The organism is Wujia chipingensis (genome assembly GCF_014337155.1).
GTDB lineage: Bacteria > Bacillota > Clostridia > Lachnospirales > Lachnospiraceae > Coprococcus_C > Coprococcus_C hominis.
Genome location: NZ_CP060632.1, coordinates 140,704 through 162,961 on the forward strand (window position 1 = coordinate 140,704; position 22,258 = coordinate 162,961).

The 22,258-nt window shown below is 46.8% G+C and carries 17 protein-coding genes and 1 riboswitch; of the genes, 16 read left to right on the top strand and 1 reads right to left on the bottom strand.

Annotated elements, in window-relative coordinates:
- Nucleotides 1-142: 142 nt before the first annotated feature.
- The 14 genes from H9Q76_RS00700 (at nucleotide 143) to metG (ending at nucleotide 18,233) form a co-directional block, all read left to right on the top strand.
- Nucleotides 143-1,144, top strand: coding sequence for an aldose 1-epimerase (locus H9Q76_RS00700; protein WP_021984892.1), 1,002 nt, complete (start codon nucleotides 143-145; stop codon nucleotides 1,142-1,144).
- A 28-nt stretch (nucleotides 1,145-1,172) separates the two neighbouring features.
- Entirely contained in the window at nucleotides 1,173-3,794 is a 2,622-nt protein-coding gene (locus tag H9Q76_RS00705; protein ID WP_249321356.1) for a hypothetical protein, read from the top strand.
- A 314-nt stretch (nucleotides 3,795-4,108) separates the two neighbouring features.
- Nucleotides 4,109-7,390, top strand: a complete 3,282-nt coding sequence (locus H9Q76_RS00710) for a DUF6240 domain-containing protein (RefSeq protein ID WP_249321357.1) — start codon at nucleotides 4,109-4,111, stop codon at nucleotides 7,388-7,390.
- Between the two features lie 109 nt (nucleotides 7,391-7,499).
- Entirely contained in the window at nucleotides 7,500-8,930 is a 1,431-nt protein-coding gene (locus H9Q76_RS00715; protein ID WP_249321358.1) for a flagellin N-terminal helical domain-containing protein, read from the top strand.
- A 55-nt stretch (nucleotides 8,931-8,985) separates the two neighbouring features.
- Complete coding sequence (locus H9Q76_RS00720) at nucleotides 8,986-9,465, top strand: flagellar protein FliS (protein WP_249321359.1); 480 nt, start codon at nucleotides 8,986-8,988, stop codon at nucleotides 9,463-9,465.
- Nucleotides 9,466-9,537: 72 nt separating this feature from the next.
- Nucleotides 9,538-9,954 carry an HIT family protein gene (locus H9Q76_RS00725; RefSeq protein ID WP_117780863.1) on the top strand — a complete coding sequence of 139 codons (417 nt, stop codon included), beginning with the start codon at nucleotides 9,538-9,540 and terminating at the stop codon, nucleotides 9,952-9,954.
- Entirely contained in the window at nucleotides 9,932-10,468 is a 537-nt protein-coding gene (locus tag H9Q76_RS00730; protein WP_021984886.1) for a VanZ family protein, read from the top strand. The genes H9Q76_RS00725 and H9Q76_RS00730 overlap by 23 nt, the downstream gene beginning before the upstream one ends.
- 87 nt (nucleotides 10,469-10,555) lie before the next feature.
- Nucleotides 10,556-10,664, top strand: a riboswitch (SAM riboswitch).
- A 113-nt stretch (nucleotides 10,665-10,777) separates the two neighbouring features.
- The gene (metK, locus tag H9Q76_RS00735; RefSeq protein ID WP_117780862.1) at nucleotides 10,778-11,965 is read left to right on the top strand and encodes a methionine adenosyltransferase; all 1,188 of its coding nucleotides are present in this window, start codon (nucleotides 10,778-10,780) and stop codon (nucleotides 11,963-11,965) included.
- A 19-nt stretch (nucleotides 11,966-11,984) separates the two neighbouring features.
- Nucleotides 11,985-12,920 (top strand): Rossmann-fold NAD(P)-binding domain-containing protein, encoded by a 936-nt coding sequence (locus H9Q76_RS00740; protein WP_021984884.1) that lies wholly within the window; start codon nucleotides 11,985-11,987, stop codon nucleotides 12,918-12,920.
- Nucleotides 12,921-12,932: 12 nt separating this feature from the next.
- On the top strand, nucleotides 12,933-13,421 hold the full coding sequence (locus tag H9Q76_RS00745; protein WP_021984883.1) for a DUF5673 domain-containing protein: 489 nt from the start codon (nucleotides 12,933-12,935) through the stop codon (nucleotides 13,419-13,421).
- Nucleotides 13,418-14,380 (top strand): aspartate carbamoyltransferase, encoded by a 963-nt coding sequence (gene pyrB / locus H9Q76_RS00750; RefSeq protein WP_118671259.1) that lies wholly within the window; start codon nucleotides 13,418-13,420, stop codon nucleotides 14,378-14,380. The genes H9Q76_RS00745 and pyrB overlap by 4 nt, the downstream gene beginning before the upstream one ends.
- Nucleotides 14,381-14,411: 31 nt before the next feature.
- Nucleotides 14,412-14,825: an aspartate carbamoyltransferase regulatory subunit gene (locus tag H9Q76_RS00755; RefSeq protein WP_021984881.1), complete on the top strand. Its 414-nt coding sequence runs from the start codon at nucleotides 14,412-14,414 to the stop codon at nucleotides 14,823-14,825.
- A gap of 88 nt (nucleotides 14,826-14,913) precedes the next feature.
- The gene (locus H9Q76_RS00760; protein ID WP_021984880.1) at nucleotides 14,914-16,218 is read left to right on the top strand and encodes a UDP-N-acetylglucosamine 1-carboxyvinyltransferase; all 1,305 of its coding nucleotides are present in this window, start codon (nucleotides 14,914-14,916) and stop codon (nucleotides 16,216-16,218) included.
- Between the two features lie 26 nt (nucleotides 16,219-16,244).
- Complete coding sequence (gene metG, locus H9Q76_RS00765) at nucleotides 16,245-18,233, top strand: methionine--tRNA ligase (RefSeq protein WP_117780861.1); 1,989 nt, start codon at nucleotides 16,245-16,247, stop codon at nucleotides 18,231-18,233.
- Between the two features lie 96 nt (nucleotides 18,234-18,329).
- On the opposite strand, the gene H9Q76_RS00770 is transcribed toward metG, so the two are convergent.
- Nucleotides 18,330-18,983, bottom strand: coding sequence for a hypothetical protein (locus tag H9Q76_RS00770; protein WP_147341771.1), 654 nt, complete (start codon nucleotides 18,981-18,983; stop codon nucleotides 18,330-18,332).
- A 448-nt stretch (nucleotides 18,984-19,431) separates the two neighbouring features.
- On the opposite strand from H9Q76_RS00770, the gene H9Q76_RS00775 reads away from it, so the two are divergent.
- Together H9Q76_RS00775 and H9Q76_RS00780 are read left to right on the top strand one after the other, a co-directional pair.
- Nucleotides 19,432-20,319 carry a hypothetical protein gene (locus H9Q76_RS00775; RefSeq protein WP_117780860.1) on the top strand — a complete coding sequence of 296 codons (888 nt, stop codon included), beginning with the start codon at nucleotides 19,432-19,434 and terminating at the stop codon, nucleotides 20,317-20,319.
- 98 nt (nucleotides 20,320-20,417) lie between these two features.
- Nucleotides 20,418-22,232 carry a PAS domain-containing protein gene (locus H9Q76_RS00780; protein WP_021984876.1) on the top strand — a complete coding sequence of 605 codons (1,815 nt, stop codon included), beginning with the start codon at nucleotides 20,418-20,420 and terminating at the stop codon, nucleotides 22,230-22,232.
- Nucleotides 22,233-22,258: the final 26 nt, after the last annotated feature.

Below are 22,258 nucleotides of genomic sequence, written 5' to 3' on the forward strand. Positions count from 1 at the left end.
ATATCATACGCAAAAAGCATGTCTTGTGTTCTTTTTTCCTAGACATAGTATGGTCGATGTGCTATTATTTTATGTGATTTGAAATGAAATTTTTTGAGTGAAACTGCACGAAAGGTGCAGTCTTGAAAAGGAGGAAAAAACAATGAGTTATTCCGCAGAGATTATTGATTATAAAGGGAAAGAGGCAGTTGCACTGACAGCAGGAAAGTACAAAGCAATCGTGGCACCTTTTTTAGGCAGTAATGTCATCCGTATGCAGGATGTTGAAAATGACATTGAGATTTTCCGTTATGACGAATCCCTTTCTGTTGAGGATCTGAAGAAGAGCCCGGAGGTGTATGGACTTCCGACCCTGTATCTTCCAAACCGCCTTGCAAATGGCGTGCTGAAGGTAAGCGATGCAACCTATCATTTTCCATTGAATGATCCGCTTGGCAACCATATTCATGGTTTCCTGCATAAGCGTGAGCATACACTTGTGAGTGCAGCCGTGGACGGCAAGAAGGCAATCGCAAAGACAGAGTACATATATGACAAGAACGATGAATTTTTCGAAACATACCCAGTCAGCTTCAAGGCAGAGTTCACATTTACTTTGTCTGATGACGGTCTGGAGTATGCATTTACGATGACAAATACATCTGACAAGCAGATGCCATATGGTATGTGCAACCATACAACGATTAACGGACCTTTCACAAAGGATGGAAATGGTCTGGATATGCGTTTGTATATCCCGGTTGGCGAGAAGTGGGAGCTTTCAAAGTCCTGCATTCCGACAGGTGACATGCTCGTACAGACAAATCACGACAGACAGTATCTGACTGGTTCACAGGTTCCAGTGCTGCATGATATTGACAATGACGTATTCTTTGCAGAGGAAGGAAGTCTGGATGGCAAGCCATTCTATGGCGCAGTGGCAACGGATGCTGCAACAGGCAAGCGTATCTGCTATGAAGTATGTAAGGACTTCAAATTCTGGGTTGTATGGAACGATCATGGAGACAAAGGATACTTCTGTCCAGAGCCTTGCACATGGATCATCGATGCACCAAACCAGCCAATCCCAGCAGAGGAATCTGGTTACAAGGAGCTTGCACCGGGTGAATCTCATACGGTGACAGAGAAGATCTATACCGCGTAAGCGTGCGGTGACAAGGGAGGGGTTATTTATGAATAAGAGAAGAGTATGGGCACTTGTGCTTTCAATCGTGATGGTGCTGTCTGTATTTGCATATGCCCCGGTTCAAAATGTGGAAGCCGCAGGGGTTTCGGTACAATACAAATCACACGTTCAGACATTTGGCTGGGAATCTGCCTGGAAGCGTGATGGAGAAGCCTCCGGAACAAGCGGAAAAGCAAAACGGCTGGAAGGAATCCGGATCACCGTCTCCGGAGATAATCTGGGGGTCCGTTATACAACACATTGCCAGACATATGGCTGGCTCCCGTGGGTTTCGAATGGTGAGATGAGCGGAACACAGGGCGAAGCAAAGCGTCTGGAAGCGATTAAAATTGAGTTAACCGGTGCAAATGCACAGAATTACGATATTTATTATCGTGTGCATGCACAGTCATATGGCTGGCTTGCCTGGGCAAAAAATGGACAGGCAGCCGGAACAGCAGGGCTTGCTAAGCGGTTGGAGGCAATTCAGATTGTTGTTGTCGCAAGGGGAACAACGGTTCAGAATAATGTCAATGGTATCGTAAGCAGGTATGGGAGAAACTACGTATCGCTCAATGGCGCCTCTGATGTGAATGTCGGAGGTCGGGAGACGACCAACATTACATATCGTACGCATGTACAAAGCTATGGCTGGCAGGGATGGAAGAACAACGGAGTGATGGCAGGTACAAGCGGACGTGCAAAACGCCTGGAAGGTATAGAGATAAAACTTACCAATCAACAATATACGGGAAATATTGTGTATCGCACACATGTACAAAGCTATGGCTGGGAGTCCCGCTGGAGAATGAATGGCGAGATGTCCGGAACAAGCGGGCAGGCAAAACGGCTGGAGGCAATCCAGATTTACCTTACTGGAGAACTTGCCAATCACTATGATGTTTATTACCGCGTACATGCACAGTCGTATGGCTGGCTTGGATGGACAAGAAATGGAGCAGCAGCTGGAACGGCCGGATATGCAAAAAGGTTAGAGGCAATCCAGATCGTTCTTGTTCAAAAGAACGGGGCGGCTCCGGGAAATGTTGCAGGTATCGTATCTACAGTTGGAACGGGTTTTGTGAACCGGCCTGAAATTGCTTTGCCGGAAAATCCGGTATCAAACGGAAGCACCGGTTCAAACGGAACATCGGGTTCAACGGGCTCAACCGGAGCAAACAAGAACGATGTTACCAGATATTCATATGAAATCGTTCCTCTGCTGGAGCCTTTCAATGAGTATTTCTATGTGAAGACGAATAATCCGGATGTTTCCTATGTTCGTTTTGAGGATAAAAACAGTAAGTATAAGGCCGGAAAAGGAGCTTATCTTATCCCGACGACCCGGAGATTTTTCGATGTCAAATACGAGAATAAAGAAACCGGACGTGTGAAGGGCGGATATATATTCGAGATGTCTGAATCGGGTTCCGATGGCGGAGCATATACATTGCAGCAGGCTGATCGTGCCTATAAAGTCACTTATTCGGGAAATGTGTCGTATTCAACAATGCCGGTTTATACGGATACACCGGTTCAGGTTTCCTGCAAATCGGTGGAGAGTCTGACCGATTATCTGATTAACAATTACACGGATAAATCAAAAGGCTTGTTCGACAATCTGCAAAGTGTGAACTCAGCGTTGGGGCGGCTTTCTGTCTATCCGAAAAACATCGTTGACACATCGAAGCCGGATCCGAATCGCCCGTATCCGCTGCTGGCAACATCTCCATACCCGGAATTGTCTTTGAATGAACACTATTCGATGTGGCAGTCGGCGGATGAGATGATGTTCCTGGAATACCTTCATCCGATGGTGTTGTCATCCGTAGGAGTTCCGGGCGTTATGGCGAATGTAGCGAAAGCGTTGCAGCCGGATTGTACGGTTTCGTCAGGCTCGGCGCATTATCTGGTCGATGTAACATGGAACGGAACAACGAAATCATATGGTGGTGCCGGAAACGGAAATACGGATCCGGTTATGTCCAAATATATTGAAAGTTTATTTACCTTTGACGGTGGAGCGAATGATTACGCATTTTCTTCGTCCCTCGATAAACTGGAAAGGAAAATTCATCAATATGAGAAACAATCGACCGATGAGTTACAGACATATCGGAATCAGTTGTCCGGAGATGAATTTGAGAAAAAGATTGGCGCAGGCAATTGGCTGAAGGTTGCTGCTGAGGGCTGGGGATATGGAACGGCATATACGTATGTGAGTGCATATACAGGTGTTGGAAACGGCGTCTACCATATGGAGGATGTATGGGTGGACGGAAGATATGTCAATAAGAATAACTGTATTGACCTGAAGGCAACTTATGCACAGCATCCGACTTCGGATATTCTTGTCCGGAATAAAACATTTACAAATGCATCCGGCAAAACCGTCACACAGGATGTCCTGTATGAATATGATGCGCAACGAGGTGGCTGGTATGCAGTGCAGTCGTATTACGGAAGAAACTGGTGGCATTCAGATTCATATGATAAGCTTCCGGCTGACATGAAACTATCCAAAGAACAGGTCGCAAATATGCGGGTTGATAGCAACGCAGGGAAGCTGCCGGAAACCGGTCTGATCTATGATGGGACAGTAGCACCCGGGACACCATTTTTCAATTAAATGATGAAATATTATACATGTGCTTGTACCGGTAAGCAGTGACAGATGCGCATGAGATAGTAATGAAAAAGCATGGTTGGTTCATAATGAGCCGTCCATGCTTTTTGCATTTAATCTTCATGCAAACACCAAGCTTTGCGTCTTGGACATTGCGTTTCAGACATTGTGCTTCAGGCACCATGCAGCTTCTTAATGATTGAGCGGACTGTGCCGATATAAAAGACAGAGAACCGGTTCGGGCAACTGGAACGCAAGATCGGAACAATGCAAGATAGAAATAATATTATACAAATTAATGATGCAAGGAGCATTTTATGCAGAATATCAATATCAAAAATTCACAGGATGCCATCAAAGCGTATAGTGACAGTGCAAATGCTTACAGTGGAACAAAGATGAAGACTGCTTCGGTCGATCAGCTCGATGCCTTCGAGAAGGTCGAGCAGGTGCAGTACGACAGGAATTCTTCGGTCGATACGAACGCGCAGATGGTCATGGATAATTTCAATGAGTACCGCAAGGACATGCAGGAGAAGGCGAAGCAGGAACAGCAGGAAGAGACAAGCGACGAAGAACAGGCGCGTGCAGATGCACGGGAGATTGCGCGTTCCCTTACTTCCGAGGAGATAAAGAAGCTTCGCATGATGGGCGTGGATGTTGCTTCGGCATCGCTTTCGGACATAGAAGGGCTGGTTACTTCCATGCGTGCAGATGCGCATAAGGACGCGCTTGCAAATGTGCTCGCACAGGCGCAGATCGAGGAGGGAGACGTCTCGAATCTGGTTTTTACAAGCAGCGGGGCGCAGATAGCCGGGACAGATGTGAAGCTGCAGGTGGGGAACAAGGACATTCTGTACCTGCTGAAGAATCGGCAGCCACTCACGCAGGAGACACTCTACAAAGCGCATTACAGTGGACAAAGAGCGATTGCCGCGGTGGAGGAATTCGGAGGAGACACCGCATATGCGGCGAAACAGGCTGCACAACAGACAATATCCAAGCTGCAACAGAGCGCTGGACAATCGGTGTATATTCCCGGGGAAGATGGAAATGCAGATTCCGGCTTGCAGGCGCAGCTCGCACATGTGATCATGCAGGCTGGATTTGCCGTGGATGAAACAAGCATGGCCGGGGCAAATCTGCTTCTGGCAAATGATATTCCGGTCACGACGGATTCCGTGCGGGCTTATATGCAGATGCAGGCGCAGATCGGGAAGGATATCGGTGAACTGCCGACGGCACAGCAGGCAGAGAAGCGGCAGACACAGGAGCTTGAGACGAGAGCGGCAAAGCTCAGACAGGATGCAGCTTCGATTACAGCAGAGGATGTGGCACAGGCAGTACGTACAGAGCGGCCGCTTACAATCGCTGCGCTGGTGGCGGCGCATTATGATGGGGTACGGGATGGACAGACCGGTGGACAGCCGGTGGGAGCATACGACGAAACCGCGGATAAGGGTACACAGTTACAGGATGGCCGGAGCGCAGGTTCCGACATACAGAATCAGACGCTGCGGGAGGTAACGGCACTGCGGCAGTTAGAGGAGATCCGGCTCTCCATGACACAGAGTGTTGCGGTACGGATGCTCTCCGTGGATATCAATATTGATACTCGTGAACTGGCGCAGGTGGTGGCGAAGCTGCGAAATGCAGAGGCACAGCTTACGCAGGAGATGTTTGCGAAGCAGGGTGTTGCGCCAACCGAAGAAAACAAGGCAATCTATCAGCAGATGCAGGCAGATCTGCAGACGATTGGCACGGCACCGGCAGCAAGGCTTGGCGTGTTGGCGGGTACGGACGCGCTGCAGTCGGTGACGGTACATGGATTTGCGAAGCTTGTACAGGAAGAACACCAGATCGGTGGACAGGCGGGTGATATGCAACGCCGGATGTCCGATAACAATGTGCCGGATGGGGTGGCAGATATATCGACACAGACGATCCGGCGTTCCGTTGATTTCGCAGCGATGGAGCGCGGATATGAGGCACTTGGTACAGCCCCGCGTGCGGATATGGGAGATAGTATCCGCAAAGCATTTTCAAATATCGAAGATATACTGACAGATATGGAGCTGCCGGTGGATGAGGAACATACACGAGCGGTACAGATTCTCGGGTATAACCGCATGGAAATCACGGAGGAAAATATCGCACAGATCATAGAGTATGACAGAGCGGTCAATGATATGCTTGCCGCATGCCATCCGAATGCGGTGCTGTCTATGATCCGGGATGGTATCAACCCGCTTGATATGACAGTCGATGAACTCAATCAGACACTGCGGGACAAAAATTACAAAGCAGGTGTGAAGGAGACAGACGATTTTGCAACGTATCTGCGTGATGTAGAGAAGCGTGGACAGATCAGCAGCGAGGAACGCGCAGGATATATCGGGTTGTACCGGGTATTTAAGCAGTTAGAGAAATCCGGCGACCGGGAAGCCGGGTATCTGTTCGCGAACAACAGCCGGCTTACCGTGCGTAATCTGATTACTGCGATGCGAAGCCGGAAGGCCGCCGGGATGGAGGCTGTGGTCGATGATTCGTTCGGTATGCTTGCGGATCTGCAGACACGTGGGGAGAAGATGGATGATCAGATCGCGCGTGCATATGCGGGACGGGTTGGTGCGGATGGTAACTGGACCGGACAGCTCCGCATGGGAGAGAAAGATGAATATATGAGCCGAAATGAACCGATGGCTGCGCAGGAAGAATATAAAAACCCATGGGAGAAAATCTCTGATTCTCCGATGCTTGCACAGGCAGAACAGCTTCTGCAGGCAAATGATATTGAAGAGAGCGCACAGAATCTGGAAGCGGCGGATTATATACTGCAGGGAATGTCGGTAGGACCGGAAGCAGAAGCTGTCAATCATCAGGCGTCCATGAATTTCTATACATTTGCATCACAGGTATGGAAGCAGATTAGATGGCAGGACCATACGAAGGAGGATGCAGTTGACGCAGAGACGGATGCTATGGCGAAGTCCCTCACAGGAGAGGAGATTGCGTTGCCGTTTGAATCGGAGATGCTGCTGAAACAGATCGAAGCAGACGCAGATCTGGCGCAGATGTATGCGGATATCCGGCAGCAGATGGTAGAGCAGATGTATGATCGGGCAGAAGAAGGAAATATAACATCAGATCAGCTGCAGGGCATGAAGGTCGTGCAGGCAGGATTCCGAATATTGGGAGCCATGGCGGGCAGAAGGCAGTATCAGCTCCCGGTTGAGACAGAGTCAGGTATGAAGGTAGTGAATCTGACGATGCAGACGGGCGGAGTAGAAGCCCGCGGCATCACGATCCGGATGGCGGCAGGGGTGCATGGTATGCTGCAGGCGCAGATCCGGATGGACGAAGCGGGAACATGCACGGGTGAGATTCTTGGCGGTTCCTCGGAGGCGAATACATGGCTTGCCGGGCGGACGGATGCGTTCCGGGAACTGCTTGCCGGAAGTGAATATGCGGATGCGGCAGTTGCGCTTGGAGAAAGCCGTACAGCGGCGCGTGGAACGAACGGGGGAGCGGACACACAAAAACTGTGTCGGGCGGCAATATTCTTCGTTAAGGCTATGGCGAAACTTACCGATATATAACATAGTAAAACCGGGATGCGGACGTATAATGTGCCGCGGACATGATGCCGGATAAGAAGCAGACATTTGGATAGCTGAAGCATAACGAACGGGTTTAAGGAGGCAGACCATGAGAATTAATTATAATGCGCTGGCGATGAATGCCACGACGAATTTCGGTAAAATAAATAATAAAGTTGCAAAGTCGATGTCCAGACTTTCTTCTGGTTATAAGATTACAAGCCCGGCAGATGATGCGGCAGGACTTGCGATTTCAAAGAAGATGAGTGCACAGATCCGGGGACTTGACCGCGCGGCTTTGAATTCTAACGATGGTATCTCTGTGATCCAGTCCGCAGAGGGCGGCATGGAGGAGATGCACAGCATTTTAGGACGTATGCGGGAACTGGCTGTGCAGGCGGCAAACGATGTCAATGATGAGGTCGATCGTGATGCGATTCAGGAGGAGATTGATTCCCTGGCGGCTGAGCTGACACAGATTTCCGATACGACCGCATTTAACGGACAGACACTGCTGAATGGGGATCTGACGAGACGTTCCCTGTCCAGTGTCAATGGTGTGAAAGCAACATACATTTCATCAGAGGTAAGCACGGGTGTTTATTCGATCAATGTCACAGCCGATGCAGAGCAGGCATCTATGACGACAGGATTTACCTATTCTACAGCCGTGATCACAAAAGAGCAGGCAGGAACTTTGAAGGTAAATGGATTTGCAATCGAGATCGAGGAGGGCATGTCGATGGAGGATGTATATGGAAAGATCCAGACCAGCCTTGCCAAGATCAATATTGATATCTTTGCGTCGAATGACGGAACGACAGAGGAGAGCTTTGACAGTGGAGCACCGGTGGTGTTCCGCACAAAGGGATATGGCAGCAGTGAGAAAATCAGCATCTCTGTGGGAAATCCGGAGCTGGCAGCGGTGTTTGGAGTGGCAGATGGCACGATGATGCAGGGCAAGGATTGTCAGGCAGCTTTGAACATCACAGAAGATGGATTTTCTACGACTGCAACTTTGAAGACAAATGGAAATAAGATTGAAGTCACAGACCGAAGCGGCTTCTCTATGACGATTGAAGCAGATCCGGGCGCTGTTGCCGAAAATGGTGGAGCTGTAACAGCAGAGATCGAAGTGCTGTCGGCTGGAACGATGGTAATACAGACAGGTTCCAACGAGGGTGAGCAGTTAGCCATCGACATTCCAGAGCTGAATGCAAAATCACTTGGCGTGGATGAGTTGATCATGTACACACATGAATATGCAAGTCAGGCAGTTGATATCATTGATGAGGCAGTGAAGAAAGTTTCGGCTGCACGTTCGAAGCTGGGTGCGTATGAGAACCGGCTGGATGATGTGCATTCGAATCTCGAAGTGCAAAGTGAGAGTATCACGGAGGCTTATTCGCGGATCATGGATACGGATATGGCTGAGGAGATGACAGAATATACGCAGCAGGAGGTTTTGTCGCAGGCGGCAATCGCGATGATGCAGAAAGCAAATGATCGTCCGGAATCTATCTTGCAGTTGTTGCAGTAGATAGTATAGGATAACGTGGAATATATTGATAAAATCGGAATACGAGGAAATTATCATGACACAGGAACAAAAACAGGAATTCACACGGCGCATTAGTCAGGAAAACCACAGCGGTCTGATTCTGGTGCTGTGTGATATCTTTCATACATATGGTAACGACGCGATCGCCGCGTATGAGGCGGATGACGCGACCGCATATCTGCAGAATATTGGGCAGGCGCGGCGTGCGATGCAGGAGCTGATTGAATGTTTCTCGAAGGAAGATCCGCTTGGAAGAAATGTGATTGCCATTTTGCGATTTATCTATGGGAAGCTTGTGCGCTCGGAAGTACGCAGACAGCCGGATGAACTGGATCGATGTGTGCAGATGGTCGATGACTTACGTGTCGGATTTGTACATTTACACGAACTTGACAACGAGGGCGCTGTGATGCAGAATGTACATCAGGTGTACGCTGGACTTACCTATGGGAAAGGAACCCTGAACGAGAGTATACAGGGTGTAAACTACGAAAAACGTGGATACCAGGTCTAAGAGCAAAACGATGCCATGCTTTATCAGAAATGGTAAAGTATAAGTAGTTAAAATAAAAAGGAGTAAGTAAAGATGAAAAAAGATGATTGTATTTTCTGCAAGATCGCAAATGGAGAGATTCCATCTGCAACGGTATATGAGACACCAGAGTGCCGTGTAATTCTGGATCTGGCACCAGCCAATCAGGGACATGCGCTGATTCTGACGAAGGAGCACTACGATAATATCTACCAGCTTGATGAGGAGACTGCAGGCAAGGTATTTTCGCTTGCAACCCACGTTGCGAAAGCGGTACAGGAAGAGACTGGCTGCGAGGGCCTGAATATCGTGCAGAACAATGGCGAAGTAGCCGGTCAGACCGTGCATCATTTCCATATGCATGTGATTCCACGTCACGCAGGGGATGACGTACAGGTGACATGGAAGCAGGGCGAGACAGAATCAGAATCCTTGAAGGCACTGGCAGATGCAATCAAGAAGCATATCTAAGGATAAACAGACGCAGTCGGGGAGGCTGTCGAAACGGCAGATTGTGTTTCTTGTATTGTCGGTACTGTTCGCGATTATGATCTTCTGTTTCTCTGCCAGAAATGGCGAGGAATCGACGGAGGACAGTTATACGGTCGGTATGGAGTTTGGACGCATTGTACATCCGGATTTTAAGAACTGGTCGGAGGAAGCACAGCTTGCGTTTGCAGCGAAGGTCGATCATCCGATCCGAAAATTGGCACATGCGACGGAGTATGCCGTCTTTGCAATGCTGCTCTGTGGTGTATGGCTGGATGTCCGAAGAAAACGAAAGGTGTCTGCGTTATTCGCGTGGGGAACTGCGACGGTGTATGCGGCGACGGATGAGTTTCATCAGTTGTTTGTCCCTGGACGGAGCGGACAGGTAAAGGACGTGCTACTCGATAGCTGTGGCGCAGCAGTGGGCGTGCTGATTCTGATGCTTGTTGCGGCGCTGATTCGATTTATCCGTAAAAAGCATGGCACACAGGAATGAAAATCGCCAGAATATGCGCAAATACAACGAGATTAGCAAATAAAACCATTGACAATTAGAAATATATGATATATGTTAAACATGTCTCTCTTATTCAGAGTGGTGGAGTCATAAGGGACGAAGAAGCCACGGCAACCCCGGAGACGGAAGGTGCCGACCTGAGCGATACTTAGATTAAGTTGTCGAGCAATAAGAAGATTTGATAACGACTTTCAAATCCGGTTGCTTGCAGCCGGATTTATTTTTTATGAATTGCCGCTGAAAAAGAGACAAAGAACCATAGACAAATGCATTCCAAAGGAGGAACAAATGGAGAAGTTATTATTTACTTCAGAATCAGTAACCGAAGGCCATCCTGACAAAATCTGTGATCAGATCAGTGATGCCGTATTAGATGCGCTTTTAGCGCAGGATCCTATGAGCCGTGTTGCCTGTGAGACAGCCGTAACAACCGGACTGGTACTTGTTATGGGTGAGATCACAACAAAGGCACAGATCGATATTCAGACAATCGTACGTGAGACAATTCGTGAGATCGGTTATGACCGTGCAAAGTACGGATTTGACTGTGATACCTGTGGTGTGATCGTTGCACTTGACAAGCAGTCAACCGATATCGCAATGGGTGTTGACAAGGCACTCGAAGCAAAGGAAAATCATATGTCCGATGAGGAGATTGAGGCAATCGGCGCTGGCGATCAGGGTATGATGTTCGGCTATGCAACAAACGAGACACCAGAGCTTATGCCATATCCAATCTCATTGGCACACAAGCTTGCAAGAAAGCTGACAGAAGTTCGTAAGAACGGCACACTTCCTTATTTAAGACCAGATGGTAAGACACAGGTATCGGTAGAGTATGACGAGAACGGAAAGCCTTGCAGATTAGAGGCAGTTGTACTTTCTACCCAGCATGACGAGAATGTATCGCAGGAGCAGATCCATGCGGATATCAAGAAATATGTATTTGATCCAGTCCTTCCACAGGATATGATCGACGATGAGACGAAGTTCTTCATCAACCCAACCGGACGTTTTGTTATCGGTGGACCAAACGGTGACTCTGGTGTAACCGGACGTAAGATTATCGTAGACACTTACGGTGGATATGCACGTCACGGCGGCGGAGCCTTCTCTGGAAAGGACTGCACAAAGGTAGACCGTTCCGCAGCGTATGCCGCACGTTATGTAGCAAAGAATATCGTAGCAGCCGGACTGGCTGAGAAGTGTGAGATCCAGCTTTCTTATGCGATCGGTGTTGCAAGACCAACTTCCATCATGGTAGATACATTTGGCACAGGTAAGCTTGCAGATGATAAGCTCGTAGAGATCATCCGTGAGAACTTCGACCTGCGTCCAGCTGGTATCATCAAGATGCTTGATCTGCGCAGACCAATCTACAAGCAGACAGCCGCTTATGGACATTTCGGAAGAACCGATATCGACCTTCCGTGGGAGAAGACCGACAAGGTAGACGACTTAAAGAAATATTTGTAGAAAACAGGAGGAAGATATCATGAAGAATATGTTGAACTTCAAGAATTTCTCTGCGGAAGAGCTGCAGAAGATTCTTGATCTTGCACTGGATATGAAGAAGAATCCGGAGAAGTACAGCCACGCATTGGAGGGCAAGAAGCTCTATACGTTGTTTGAGAAGACAAGTACCCGTACATTCCTTTCTTTCACGACAGGAATGACAGAGCTTGGCGGAACCTACTACAACCAGCTCTGGAAGGACAGCAACTTTGTTCTTGGCGAGCCGGTTTCTGAGATCAAATATGTATGCCGCAATGTGGACATCATCATGGCACGTCTCGTGAAAAATGAGACCGTTGAGCTGTTCGGTGACAATGTAACGGTACCATTTATCAATGGCTGCGATAACTCGTACCATCCTTGCCAGATTCTGGCAGATGCACTGACGATCATCGAGAAGTTTGGTAGTCTGAATGTCAAGTTCTTATATATCGGTGCAAAGAACAACGTATTCAATTCACTGGTAGAATTCTTCTCCAAGATGAAGCAGGGAACTTTGTACGGACTTACCCCGCTTGTAAATGATACTGCCTGCGGTCCAGACTTCTATGAGGAAGCAAAGAAGACTGGTTACTATGTAGAGCTTGATCCGAACATGCCGATGGACGAAGTGAAGAAATATGTCAAGGATATGGATATCTGCTACACCGATACATGGCTTGACATGGAGTTCTTCAACGATCCTGCATATCAGGATAAGAAGAAAGAACTCATGGATAAGATGATGCCATATCAGTTGAACGATGAGTTCTTAGAGGGCAGTCATGCACTTGTCTTCCACGACATGCCAATGCATGTAGGCTTCGAGATTTCGAAGGACGTGGAGATGAAGAACCTTGATCATATTCTCGATCAGGCAGAAAACAGAAGACACGCAGAAAAAGCTGTCATGTATACATTGATAAAAGGAATTTAAGTGGTATAATATATGGATGTGTGGCTTTCGGTACTGGCGTTTGTGCTTTTCCTTGGCTTTGGTACGGGCGCGCTTGTCTGCGTCTCTGCCGTGAAAAAACAGTCTGGGATCGTCATAAAGAGCCGGCTGCATCACAAATTAAATATCTCTGAGGTCGTCTATGCGAACCTTGGACTTGTGGGACTTGTTGTGTTGGTATATTTTAAGATCTACATATTTGTGCCTGCGGTATTGATGTTTGTGTTGTTCATCGTGCTGTCCACCCGGATACAGAGTGGCATCACAGAAGATGGAGTGCTGGTCGGAACCACATTTATCGAATGGGAATTCATGCGGTCTTTTCTCCTGGAGAACCAGGGGGAGGACAGCAATGTAATCGTACTGAAGATTCGTGCGAATCGAAAAACATATATCCTCGTTTGCAACCGGGAAGACCGGTTTGCAATCGATGAGATATTCCGAAAAAACAACGTGCGTTCAATGGGAGGAAACCAGAAATGAAACATGTAATTGATTCAACAGACCTGACCGTAGAAGAAATCGATGGCATTTTGAAGCTGGCACAGGATATCATCGACGACAAAGAAGCGTATAGCGAAGCGTGTAAGGGCAAAAAACTTGCAACATTATTTTTTGAACCAAGTACAAGAACAAGGCTTAGCTTTGAATCAGCAATGATGGAGCTTGGCGGAAATGTACTTGGTTTTTCTTCGGCTGATTCTTCGTCAGCAACGAAGGGCGAGAGCGTGGGCGATACAACAAGAGTGGTAAGCTGCTATGCAGATATCATCGCAATGCGTCATCCGAAGGAAGGTGCGCCGATGCGTGCTTCCATGGTGAGTGGCGTGCCGATTATCAATGCGGGGGATGGCGGACATAACCATCCGACACAGACATTGACAGACCTGCTTACAATCCTGCGGGAGAAAGGAAGACTGGATAATTTCACGATTGGTCTGTGTGGCGATCTGAAGTTTGGACGTACCGTACATTCCCTGATCAAGGCATTGTCCCGTTATGAGAACATCAAATTCATCCTGATTGCACCGAAGGAACTCCGCGTGCCGGAATACATTATTTCCGAAGTGCTCGAAGCAAAGAATATTCCATATGAAGAAGTAGAGTCGATGGAAGAAGTGATGAGCGAGCTGGATGTGCTTTATATGACAAGAGTACAGAAGGAACGTTTCTTCAACGAGGCGGATTATGTCAGATTGAAGGATACATACATTCTTGATGGAAAGAAGCTGAAAAATGCAAAGTCTGACCTTGCAATCCTGCATCCGCTTCCACGTGTGAACGAGATCTCTGTGGAAATCGATGACGATCCACGTGCCTGCTATTTCCGTCAGGTTATGAATGGAAAATTCGTGCGTATGGCACTGATGCTGACACTGCTCAAGGCGAATGGTGCGAAGCTGAATCTGTCTGCGGACAAGCTTGCCAAGATCCCAGAGTAAGGAAATGGATTTGCATTAAGGAGGAAAAATCATGAAGATAGATAGTATTCAAAATGGTATTGTGCTGGATCATATTACTGCTGGCAAGGCACTTCAGGTATATCACGACCTCGAACTTGACAAGCTCGACTGTTCCGTTGCCATCCTGCAGAACGTCAAGAGCAGCAAGATGGGCAAGAAGGACATCCTGAAGATTGATAAGGAGTACGATGTGAATCTGGATGTGTTGGGTTACATCGATCCAGATATCACAGTCAGCATCATCAAGGACGGACAGACGGTCGAGAAAAAGAAGCTGGCATTGCCCAAAAAACTGATCAATGTGAAAAAATGTAAAAATCCTCGCTGTATCACATCGACAGAACCAGGAATTGTGCATATATTTAAATTAGCCGATGAAAAAAATCGTATTTATCGATGCATTTATTGTGAGGCAGACAAGTAAAATGCTTTACAAAATAATGGAATGTGTTATAATTATTAAGATTATGGGCTAGTAGCGTAAAAAATAACTGGCAGCACAGAGGTGTGAAATGGAAAAATATGTTATAAAAGGCGGCAATGTTCTGGAAGGTGAAGTTTCGATTGCCGGTGCGAAAAACGCCGCACTCGGTATCCTTGCAGCAGCAGTCATGACAGACGAAGAATGCATTATTGAGAATGTACCATATGTAGAAGATACAAAGACATTACTTCGTGCAATCGAGACAATTGGCGCTAAGGTAAAATACATTGATAACCATACAGTTTCTATCTGCGGCGGAACAATCAGAACCGGCGAGGATGTCTGTGTGGATGATGAATATATTCGGAAGATACGAGCATCCTACTATCTGCTTGGAGCTTTGCTTGGTAAATACAACTATGCACAGGTTGCTTTGCCGGGCGGCTGTGATATTGGACTGCGTCCGATCGACCAGCATATCAAGGGCTTTGAGGCACTTGGTGCGAAAGTAGAGATTGTAAATGGCGGTAAGGTTGTTGCGAAAGCAGACCAGTTGATTGGAAATCATATTTATCTCGATGTGGTAACGGTTGGTGCAACCATCAATATCATGATGGCAGCCGTGCTTGCAGAGGGAAAGACGACGATCGAGAATGCTGCGAAGGAGCCACACATTGTAGATGTAGCGAACTTCCTGAACAGTATGGGTGCAAATATCAAGGGCGCCGGAACGGATGTCATCCGTATCCGTGGTGTTCAGAAGCTGAGAGGAACGGAGTATTCGATCATTCCGGATCAGATCGAGGCGGGAACATTTATGACGATGGCGGCAGCGACAAAGGGAAATGTTCTCATCAAAAATGTAATTCCAAAACACTTAGAGGCAATCTCTTCGAAGCTGAATGAGATTGGTGCACGCGTAATCGAATACGATGATGCAGTTCGTGTTATGGCGGACGGCAGATTCAAGGCAACACAGATTAAGACACTTCCATATCCGGGATTCCCGACAGATATGCAGCCGCAGATGGCGGTAACACTTGCATTGTCACAGGGAACGAGCGTGATTACGGAGAGTATATTTGAAAACCGGTTTAAATATGTAAGCGAGCTTTCCCGCATGGGAGCACGCATCAAAGTAGAAGGTAATTCCGCAGTGATTACTGGCGTGGATGGATACACAGGCGCGAATCTGGTAGCACCGGATCTGCGTGCAGGTGCCGCACTTGTCATTGCAGCATTGGCAGCGGAAGGATTCAGTACGATCGACGATATCAAGTATATTTTGCGTGGTTACGAAGATTTCGATGGAAAGATCCGTGGACTTGGCGGTCAGATCGAGGTAGTTGATGACGAGCGCGATGTCCAGAAGTTTAAATTAAGAGTGGGTTAAAAACAAAAATAAGGGAGGGGTTTCATATGCCTAAAAAACCGTACTACATTACAACCGCAATCGCATACACATCTGGTAAGCCTCATATAGGCAATACGTATGAGGTTGTACTTGCAGACAGCATTGCCAGATACAAGAGATACGTCGGATACGACGTACGTTTCCAGACAGGAACTGACGAACATGGTCAGAAGATCGAGATTAAAGCATTTGAGAATCTCTCCACACCGAAGGAATTCGTGGATGAGACATCGGCTGAGATCAAGCGTATCTGGGATCTGATGAACACTTCTTACGACAAATTCATCCGTACAACGGACGATTATCATGAGAAGCAGGTACAGAAGATTTTCAAGAAATTATACGATCAGGGCGATATCTACAAGGGTCAGTACGAAGGCATGTACTGTACACCTTGTGAATCCTTCTTCACGAAAGCACAGCTTGTGGACGGCAAATGCCCGGACTGTGGCCGTGAGGTACAGCCGGCAAAGGAAGAAGCATATTTCTTCAAGCTCAGCAAATACGCTGACCGTCTGATCGAGCATATCAATACACATCCGGACTTTATCCAGCCGGAGTCCCGCAAGAACGAGATGATGAACAACTTCCTCCTTCCGGGACTGCAGGATCTGTGCGTATCAAGAACATCCTTCAAATGGGGTATTCCTGTAGATTTTGATCCGGGACATATCGTATATGTATGGATCGACGCGTTGACCAACTATATCACAGGTCTTGGCTATGATGTGGATGGCAATTCGGACGAATTGTACCATCGTTACTGGCCTGCAGATCTGCATCTGATCGGCAAGGATATCATCCGTTTCCATACCATTTACTGGCCATGTATCCTCATGGCGCTTGGCGAGCCGCTTCCGAAGCAGGTGTTCGGACATCCTTGGCTCATCCAGAGTGATGGAAAGATGAGTAAGTCCCGTGGAAATGTAATCTATGCAGATGATATGGTAGATTTGTTCGGCGTGGATGCGGTCCGCTACTTCCTGTTGCATGAGATGCCATTTGAGAACGATGGTGTTATTTCATGGGAGCTTGTGATTGAGCGTATCAATTCAGAACTTGCAAATACACTTGGAAACCTCGTGAACCGTACGATTTCCATGTCGAATAAATATTTTGATGGCGTTGTGACAAATGCCGGTGCACATGAGCCGGTCGATGATGACTTGAAGGCTGTTGTAACCGACACCAGACTCCGTGTAAATGCATGCATGGACAAGCTCCGCGTGGCAGATGCGATCACAGAGATCTTCGCTTTGTTTAAGCGTTGCAATAAGTATATCGATGAGACAATGCCTTGGGCACTTGCCAAGGATCCGGAGAATGCAGATCGTCTGAACACCGTTCTTTACAATCTGGTAGAGAGCATCGTGGTTGGCGCAAGCCTTCTGGAGCCATATATGCCGGAGACGTCTGAGAAGATCTTAAAGCAGCTCAATGCAGAAAAGCGTCGTGTGACAGAACTTTCGAACTTTGGCCTGTATCCATCCGGGAATAAGGTAACGGATCAGCCGGAGATTCTCTTCGCAAGAATCGATGCACCAAAGATGCTCGAGGAGATCGAGAAGCGTTTCCCATCCAAAGTGGTTGAAGAAGAGCCAAAGCCGGAGAAGAAGGCAAAGAAGGAAGAAAAGGTTGAGATTCCTACACTTGATGCTGTAGTGAAAGAAGAGATCACAATTGATGAGTTTAGCCGTATGCAGTTGCAGATGGGTGAGATCATCTCCTGTGAGGAAGTTGCAAAGTCCAAGAAGCTGCTTTGCTCACAGGTAAAGGTACAGGGCAGAACCCTGCAGATCGTATCAGGAATCAAGCATTACTATACACCAGAGCAGATGGTTGGTAAGAAGGTTGTTGTTATCACGAACCTGAAGCCGACAAAGCTTGCAGGTGTGTTATCCGAAGGTATGCTTCTTTGTGCAGAGGATTTCGATGGAAATCTGGCACTGCTTACCGCAGAGAAGGATATGCCGGCTGGAGCAATGATCAGCTAGGAATAATAAAATAATATATCAAAAACGACCGGTTGGTTTAAAACCAATCGGTCGTTTTTATATGTTGTTTCATATATTACCTGCATGCTTCATTATTTAGTTCGCATCTGTTGAAGTTGCAGTCTCAGTCACGATTGCGGAACTGATCATAGCAGCATCAATCTGCATGAAATCGCGGTCGCTGATGTAATATTTATTTCCATCTTCAATAATTTCAACAGTTATAACTTGCGGGTCGGCATAACTCATATTTTCACAACCGGCATTCAGGATGTCAATCAAGCCCTGCGAGAATAATGTTTCGTAATCAGTGAGAGAATAATCGTTATAAGTTCCAGCCTTCACATCGTTGTTAAATGTGTCGACATAAGCAGTTACTTCAGAAGAGGTCTGTGCGAACAGGTTGATCGGGTAAATCGTGACATCTACCAGATAAACACTGCCGTCTTTTCTTGCTTTATCTACCTTGTAATTAACCTTGCTGTAAATATTTTTGGCAAGAGACTCGAACTGCTCCCGCATCTCTGGCGCATCGTCAATATTCACACTGTAATAGGTGAGGATATTGTCAGTGAGCAGGTCAATGTTTGCCTGATAAAGGGCATCTGCATCCTCCTGATTGGCACCGGACGCCGCAATGTAATCCTTGGTTGCACCAAGATAATTGATTGCGATCAAACTCTTGATGTAGGTCTGATACCGCTTCTCCACATTCGCTGTACATGCGGTTAATGAAAAAATTAACAGCATACAAATCGGCAAAAGAGAAAATCGTTTGTATTTTTTTGCATGAATTTTCATGAAAAAGTTCATTTAAAGATCACCTCGTAATAATTTTTATATGATTAAACATACCCTTAGTGTATCATAAAGTGAAAGCAAATATCAATACACACATACTTTTTATTGAACCTTTTAATGCATAGTTTGAATTGACGATAATGGTTCACTCCGGGACCGCTTCCGCTTAGTTGCTCCGCGCAGCGGTACTAAATTCGTGTTTCACACTCATTAAGTACCGGCGGTCGCAAATGTCCCTTCGTAAATCCATTATCGTCAATTCAAACGTCCGTTAAAGTAATTTGTATATAGATTGTTAATCATAAATCCCGTGTAAAAAAATGATGCATAAACGAAGTTCTTATGATATAATTAAGAAACATATTGGATAATGGACATTCGAAAGGAGAATTGCAGAATGGATGTAACGTTGAAGACCACATCGTTTGGTGGATATGACAAGAAGGCAGTAGAAAATTATATAGACGAATTGACAGCAGAACACGAGAAAGAGGTTGCAGATTTAAAGGCAAACGTATTGAAGCTGTCAGAGACAGTAAAGAATCTCCACACGATGAGAGAGGTTAACTTGAACGAATCTTCCAGCACGATCGAGAACCTCAAGAAGGTAAACGATGAGCTGCAGGTAGAAGTGACACAGCTCCGTGACAAGATGACAGCGTACGAGACAAGAGAAGAAGAGTCAGCGAGCCGTTACGAGTCAATTTCCAGAACTTTGCTGGAGGCACGTGAGAGTGCAGATGCATTGACAAAGCAGACACAGAAGGAGTGCGGGGAGCTGCGCGCAAAGACAGAGGAAGAATGCGACAGACTGACACAGGAGACAAGTGATGCCTGCCGTCAGATGTCAGAGGAGACAACCGCAGAGTGCCAGCGTATGCATGCAGAGACAGTTGCAGCCTGTGAGAGACTCGATGCAGAGACAAAGAGCAAATGTCAGGAGCGCAAGGAATCCACATATGCAGAGTGTGAGCGCGTGAAGCGTGAGACAAGAGAAGAGACAGACAACCTGCGTGCAGAGACGGAGAGCGCATGTCAGTCTTTGAACGATCATACAGAGGAAACCTGTGCAAATATGCGCGCAGAGGCAACTGCAGAGTGTGAGGAGATGCGGAATCAGGCAAGAACAGAGGCATACAATACACGTATGTCTGTGAAGCGTGAGTGCGAGAGTGTAAGCGAATATATGGCACAGATGAAAGCAGCACTTGATAATGTAGTTATTTCCGTAGACAATACGATTAAGGTTGCAGATCAGGCATTCCCTGAGATCAGCAACAATTAGTCCGATTCAGAAAGCAGTATAGACGGGGCTGTCGCACATTGCGTGTGACAGCCTTATTAGATACCGAGGCTTTACGATACGATAAGGGGGCGAGTGGCATGGTAATTGAAAACAAATACCTCAGAAAAGCGATTGAAAAGACAAAATATATTGTGCTTGTAAAACGATATATTATCGATATGCCGGGTTCCAGTCTGGTATATGTTTCACCGAACGCATCCGAGATTGGTATGAATGTCGAGATGCTGAACAAAGGAATGAAATTGTCCGAGGATTATATCTATCCGTCGGATCGTGAGATGGTAATGAAGACCATTCATAATGCGATTGACAATCGTGTTCAGGATTACGTGCACGAATATCGTATGGTTGGAGACGATGGGGTGCTTCGACAGGTGCGGGTCAATATCTGTATCGAAGTTGTGTCAGAAGAAGAAAATACATATGAAGTAGAGTTTTATATCCGCGATATCTCTGCGGAGAAGGAAGAAGAAAAACAGGCGGAGATCAAACGGGCGATTGAAGAGCCAAACAGACGCATGCAGATTTCGCCGACGGGATCCCTGGTAATCAGCAAGCTGGATAATCCGGGCATGATTCCGCAGATTCAGAAGATGGAAATGATCATGAGTGGATTTTCACAACTCACTAATTTGTATTCTGTGTTTGTTGATGAGAATGGCAAGGTGGAATCTACACCAGTCGGACCTGCGACGGATCTGGGTGATTTCTATGATCTGTTTGAGACGCCAACCTACAAAGAGTTTTTCAAAACGATGAAGGAAGAAGTACTGGCAGAGATGAAGCCACATATCTTTGACCGCGAGGAAGGCGGTTATGGAAAGCTGGCAATGGCACCGATCTTCGTCGGTGATAATTTGCAGGGGTTCTGGGTGCTTGGCTCTTATACACCGGATGAGACAGAGCATCTGGAGGAAATTTACGAGCTTCATTGGACGACAGCAGAACTGGTATCGGATTTCCTGCTGCAAAGCTATAATTCTATTGTGGAATCTGCGAAGTCACGTGGCGCGGGCAAGAAGCTGCGTGAGGAGCTTGCACGACAGAGCATTGTCAACAATGCATTGTCGAAGATCAACAGCAAATTAAGCGAAGATGTAGAACAGGTCATTGGCGAGACGTTGCGTGAGGTCGCGCTGCATATGGATTTGGACCGCATGTTCTTATATACATTTGACAAGGACAATCCAAAAGCATTCAGTCTGCGAAGTTATTTCGATGTATCCGGTGAGATGCCGAGTGACGATATATTGACTTTGCTTCCGGAGCGTTTGTATCTTGTGGTAGACGCGATCAAGCGCGGCAATGGCTGTTGTATGCTTGACCGTACCAATATGACACAGCGCGATGTAATCAACCTGATGCGGTATAATTTCCGGGCGGAGATCGCATATCCGATTTATCTGGAAGGAAGATTGTACGGTATTTTGATTTTTGCAGAGTCGAAATCGGAACGAATCTGGACAAAAGAAGAACTTCGTTTCTCACAGAGTATCTCTCTGCTGATCCAGAATATGCTGGAAAATGCAGATGGCGATGATAATGTGCGAAATGTGAATAAACATCTGATAGAAACATACAATAGTTTCCATGAGGGCATTTTTATCCGGGATCTGTACACGGGTTATGTATTCTTCTCCAACAAGGCACTCAATGACATGCTTGGATATGATCTGACTGGTGGCGACAGCCGCAAGATCCTGAAGAATCTGCGCGATAAATTTGAGCATATGGATGGTGTCCGCAAGGATATTGCCGGACGGAAGATCACAAACTGGTGCAGCTATGTGCCAGCATTGGACGAGATCATGGATATCACGGAAGTGCCGATTGAATGGTTACAGGGAGGCGCTGCAACCATGATTATTATGAAAAAAGCTAAGGATAATTAGGAAATTTCCGATATATAGATAGGAGG

Excerpts from the sequence above, each read along its gene's own strand:
- H9Q76_RS00700 (WP_021984892.1), top strand. The coding sequence starts at position 143 with ATGAGTTATTCCGCAGAGATTATTGATTATAAAGGGAAAGAGGCAGTT.
- H9Q76_RS00705 (WP_249321356.1), top strand. The coding sequence starts at position 1,173 with ATGAATAAGAGAAGAGTATGGGCACTTGTGCTTTCAATCGTGATGGTG.
- H9Q76_RS00710 (WP_249321357.1), top strand. The coding sequence starts at position 4,109 with ATGCAGAATATCAATATCAAAAATTCACAGGATGCCATCAAAGCGTAT.
- H9Q76_RS00715 (WP_249321358.1), top strand. The coding sequence starts at position 7,500 with ATGAGAATTAATTATAATGCGCTGGCGATGAATGCCACGACGAATTTC.
- H9Q76_RS00720 (WP_249321359.1), top strand. The coding sequence starts at position 8,986 with ATGACACAGGAACAAAAACAGGAATTCACACGGCGCATTAGTCAGGAA.
- H9Q76_RS00725 (WP_117780863.1), top strand. The coding sequence starts at position 9,538 with ATGAAAAAAGATGATTGTATTTTCTGCAAGATCGCAAATGGAGAGATT.
- H9Q76_RS00730 (WP_021984886.1), top strand. The coding sequence starts at position 9,932 with ATGCAATCAAGAAGCATATCTAAGGATAAACAGACGCAGTCGGGGAGG.
- metK (WP_117780862.1), top strand. The coding sequence starts at position 10,778 with ATGGAGAAGTTATTATTTACTTCAGAATCAGTAACCGAAGGCCATCCT.
- H9Q76_RS00740 (WP_021984884.1), top strand. The coding sequence starts at position 11,985 with ATGAAGAATATGTTGAACTTCAAGAATTTCTCTGCGGAAGAGCTGCAG.
- H9Q76_RS00745 (WP_021984883.1), top strand. The coding sequence starts at position 12,933 with ATGGATGTGTGGCTTTCGGTACTGGCGTTTGTGCTTTTCCTTGGCTTT.
- pyrB (WP_118671259.1), top strand. The coding sequence starts at position 13,418 with ATGAAACATGTAATTGATTCAACAGACCTGACCGTAGAAGAAATCGAT.
- H9Q76_RS00755 (WP_021984881.1), top strand. The coding sequence starts at position 14,412 with ATGAAGATAGATAGTATTCAAAATGGTATTGTGCTGGATCATATTACT.
- H9Q76_RS00760 (WP_021984880.1), top strand. The coding sequence starts at position 14,914 with ATGGAAAAATATGTTATAAAAGGCGGCAATGTTCTGGAAGGTGAAGTT.
- metG (WP_117780861.1), top strand. The coding sequence starts at position 16,245 with ATGCCTAAAAAACCGTACTACATTACAACCGCAATCGCATACACATCT.
- H9Q76_RS00770 (WP_147341771.1), bottom strand. The coding sequence starts at position 18,983 with ATGCTGTTAATTTTTTCATTAACCGCATGTACAGCGAATGTGGAGAAG.
- H9Q76_RS00775 (WP_117780860.1), top strand. The coding sequence starts at position 19,432 with ATGGATGTAACGTTGAAGACCACATCGTTTGGTGGATATGACAAGAAG.
- H9Q76_RS00780 (WP_021984876.1), top strand. The coding sequence starts at position 20,418 with ATGGTAATTGAAAACAAATACCTCAGAAAAGCGATTGAAAAGACAAAA.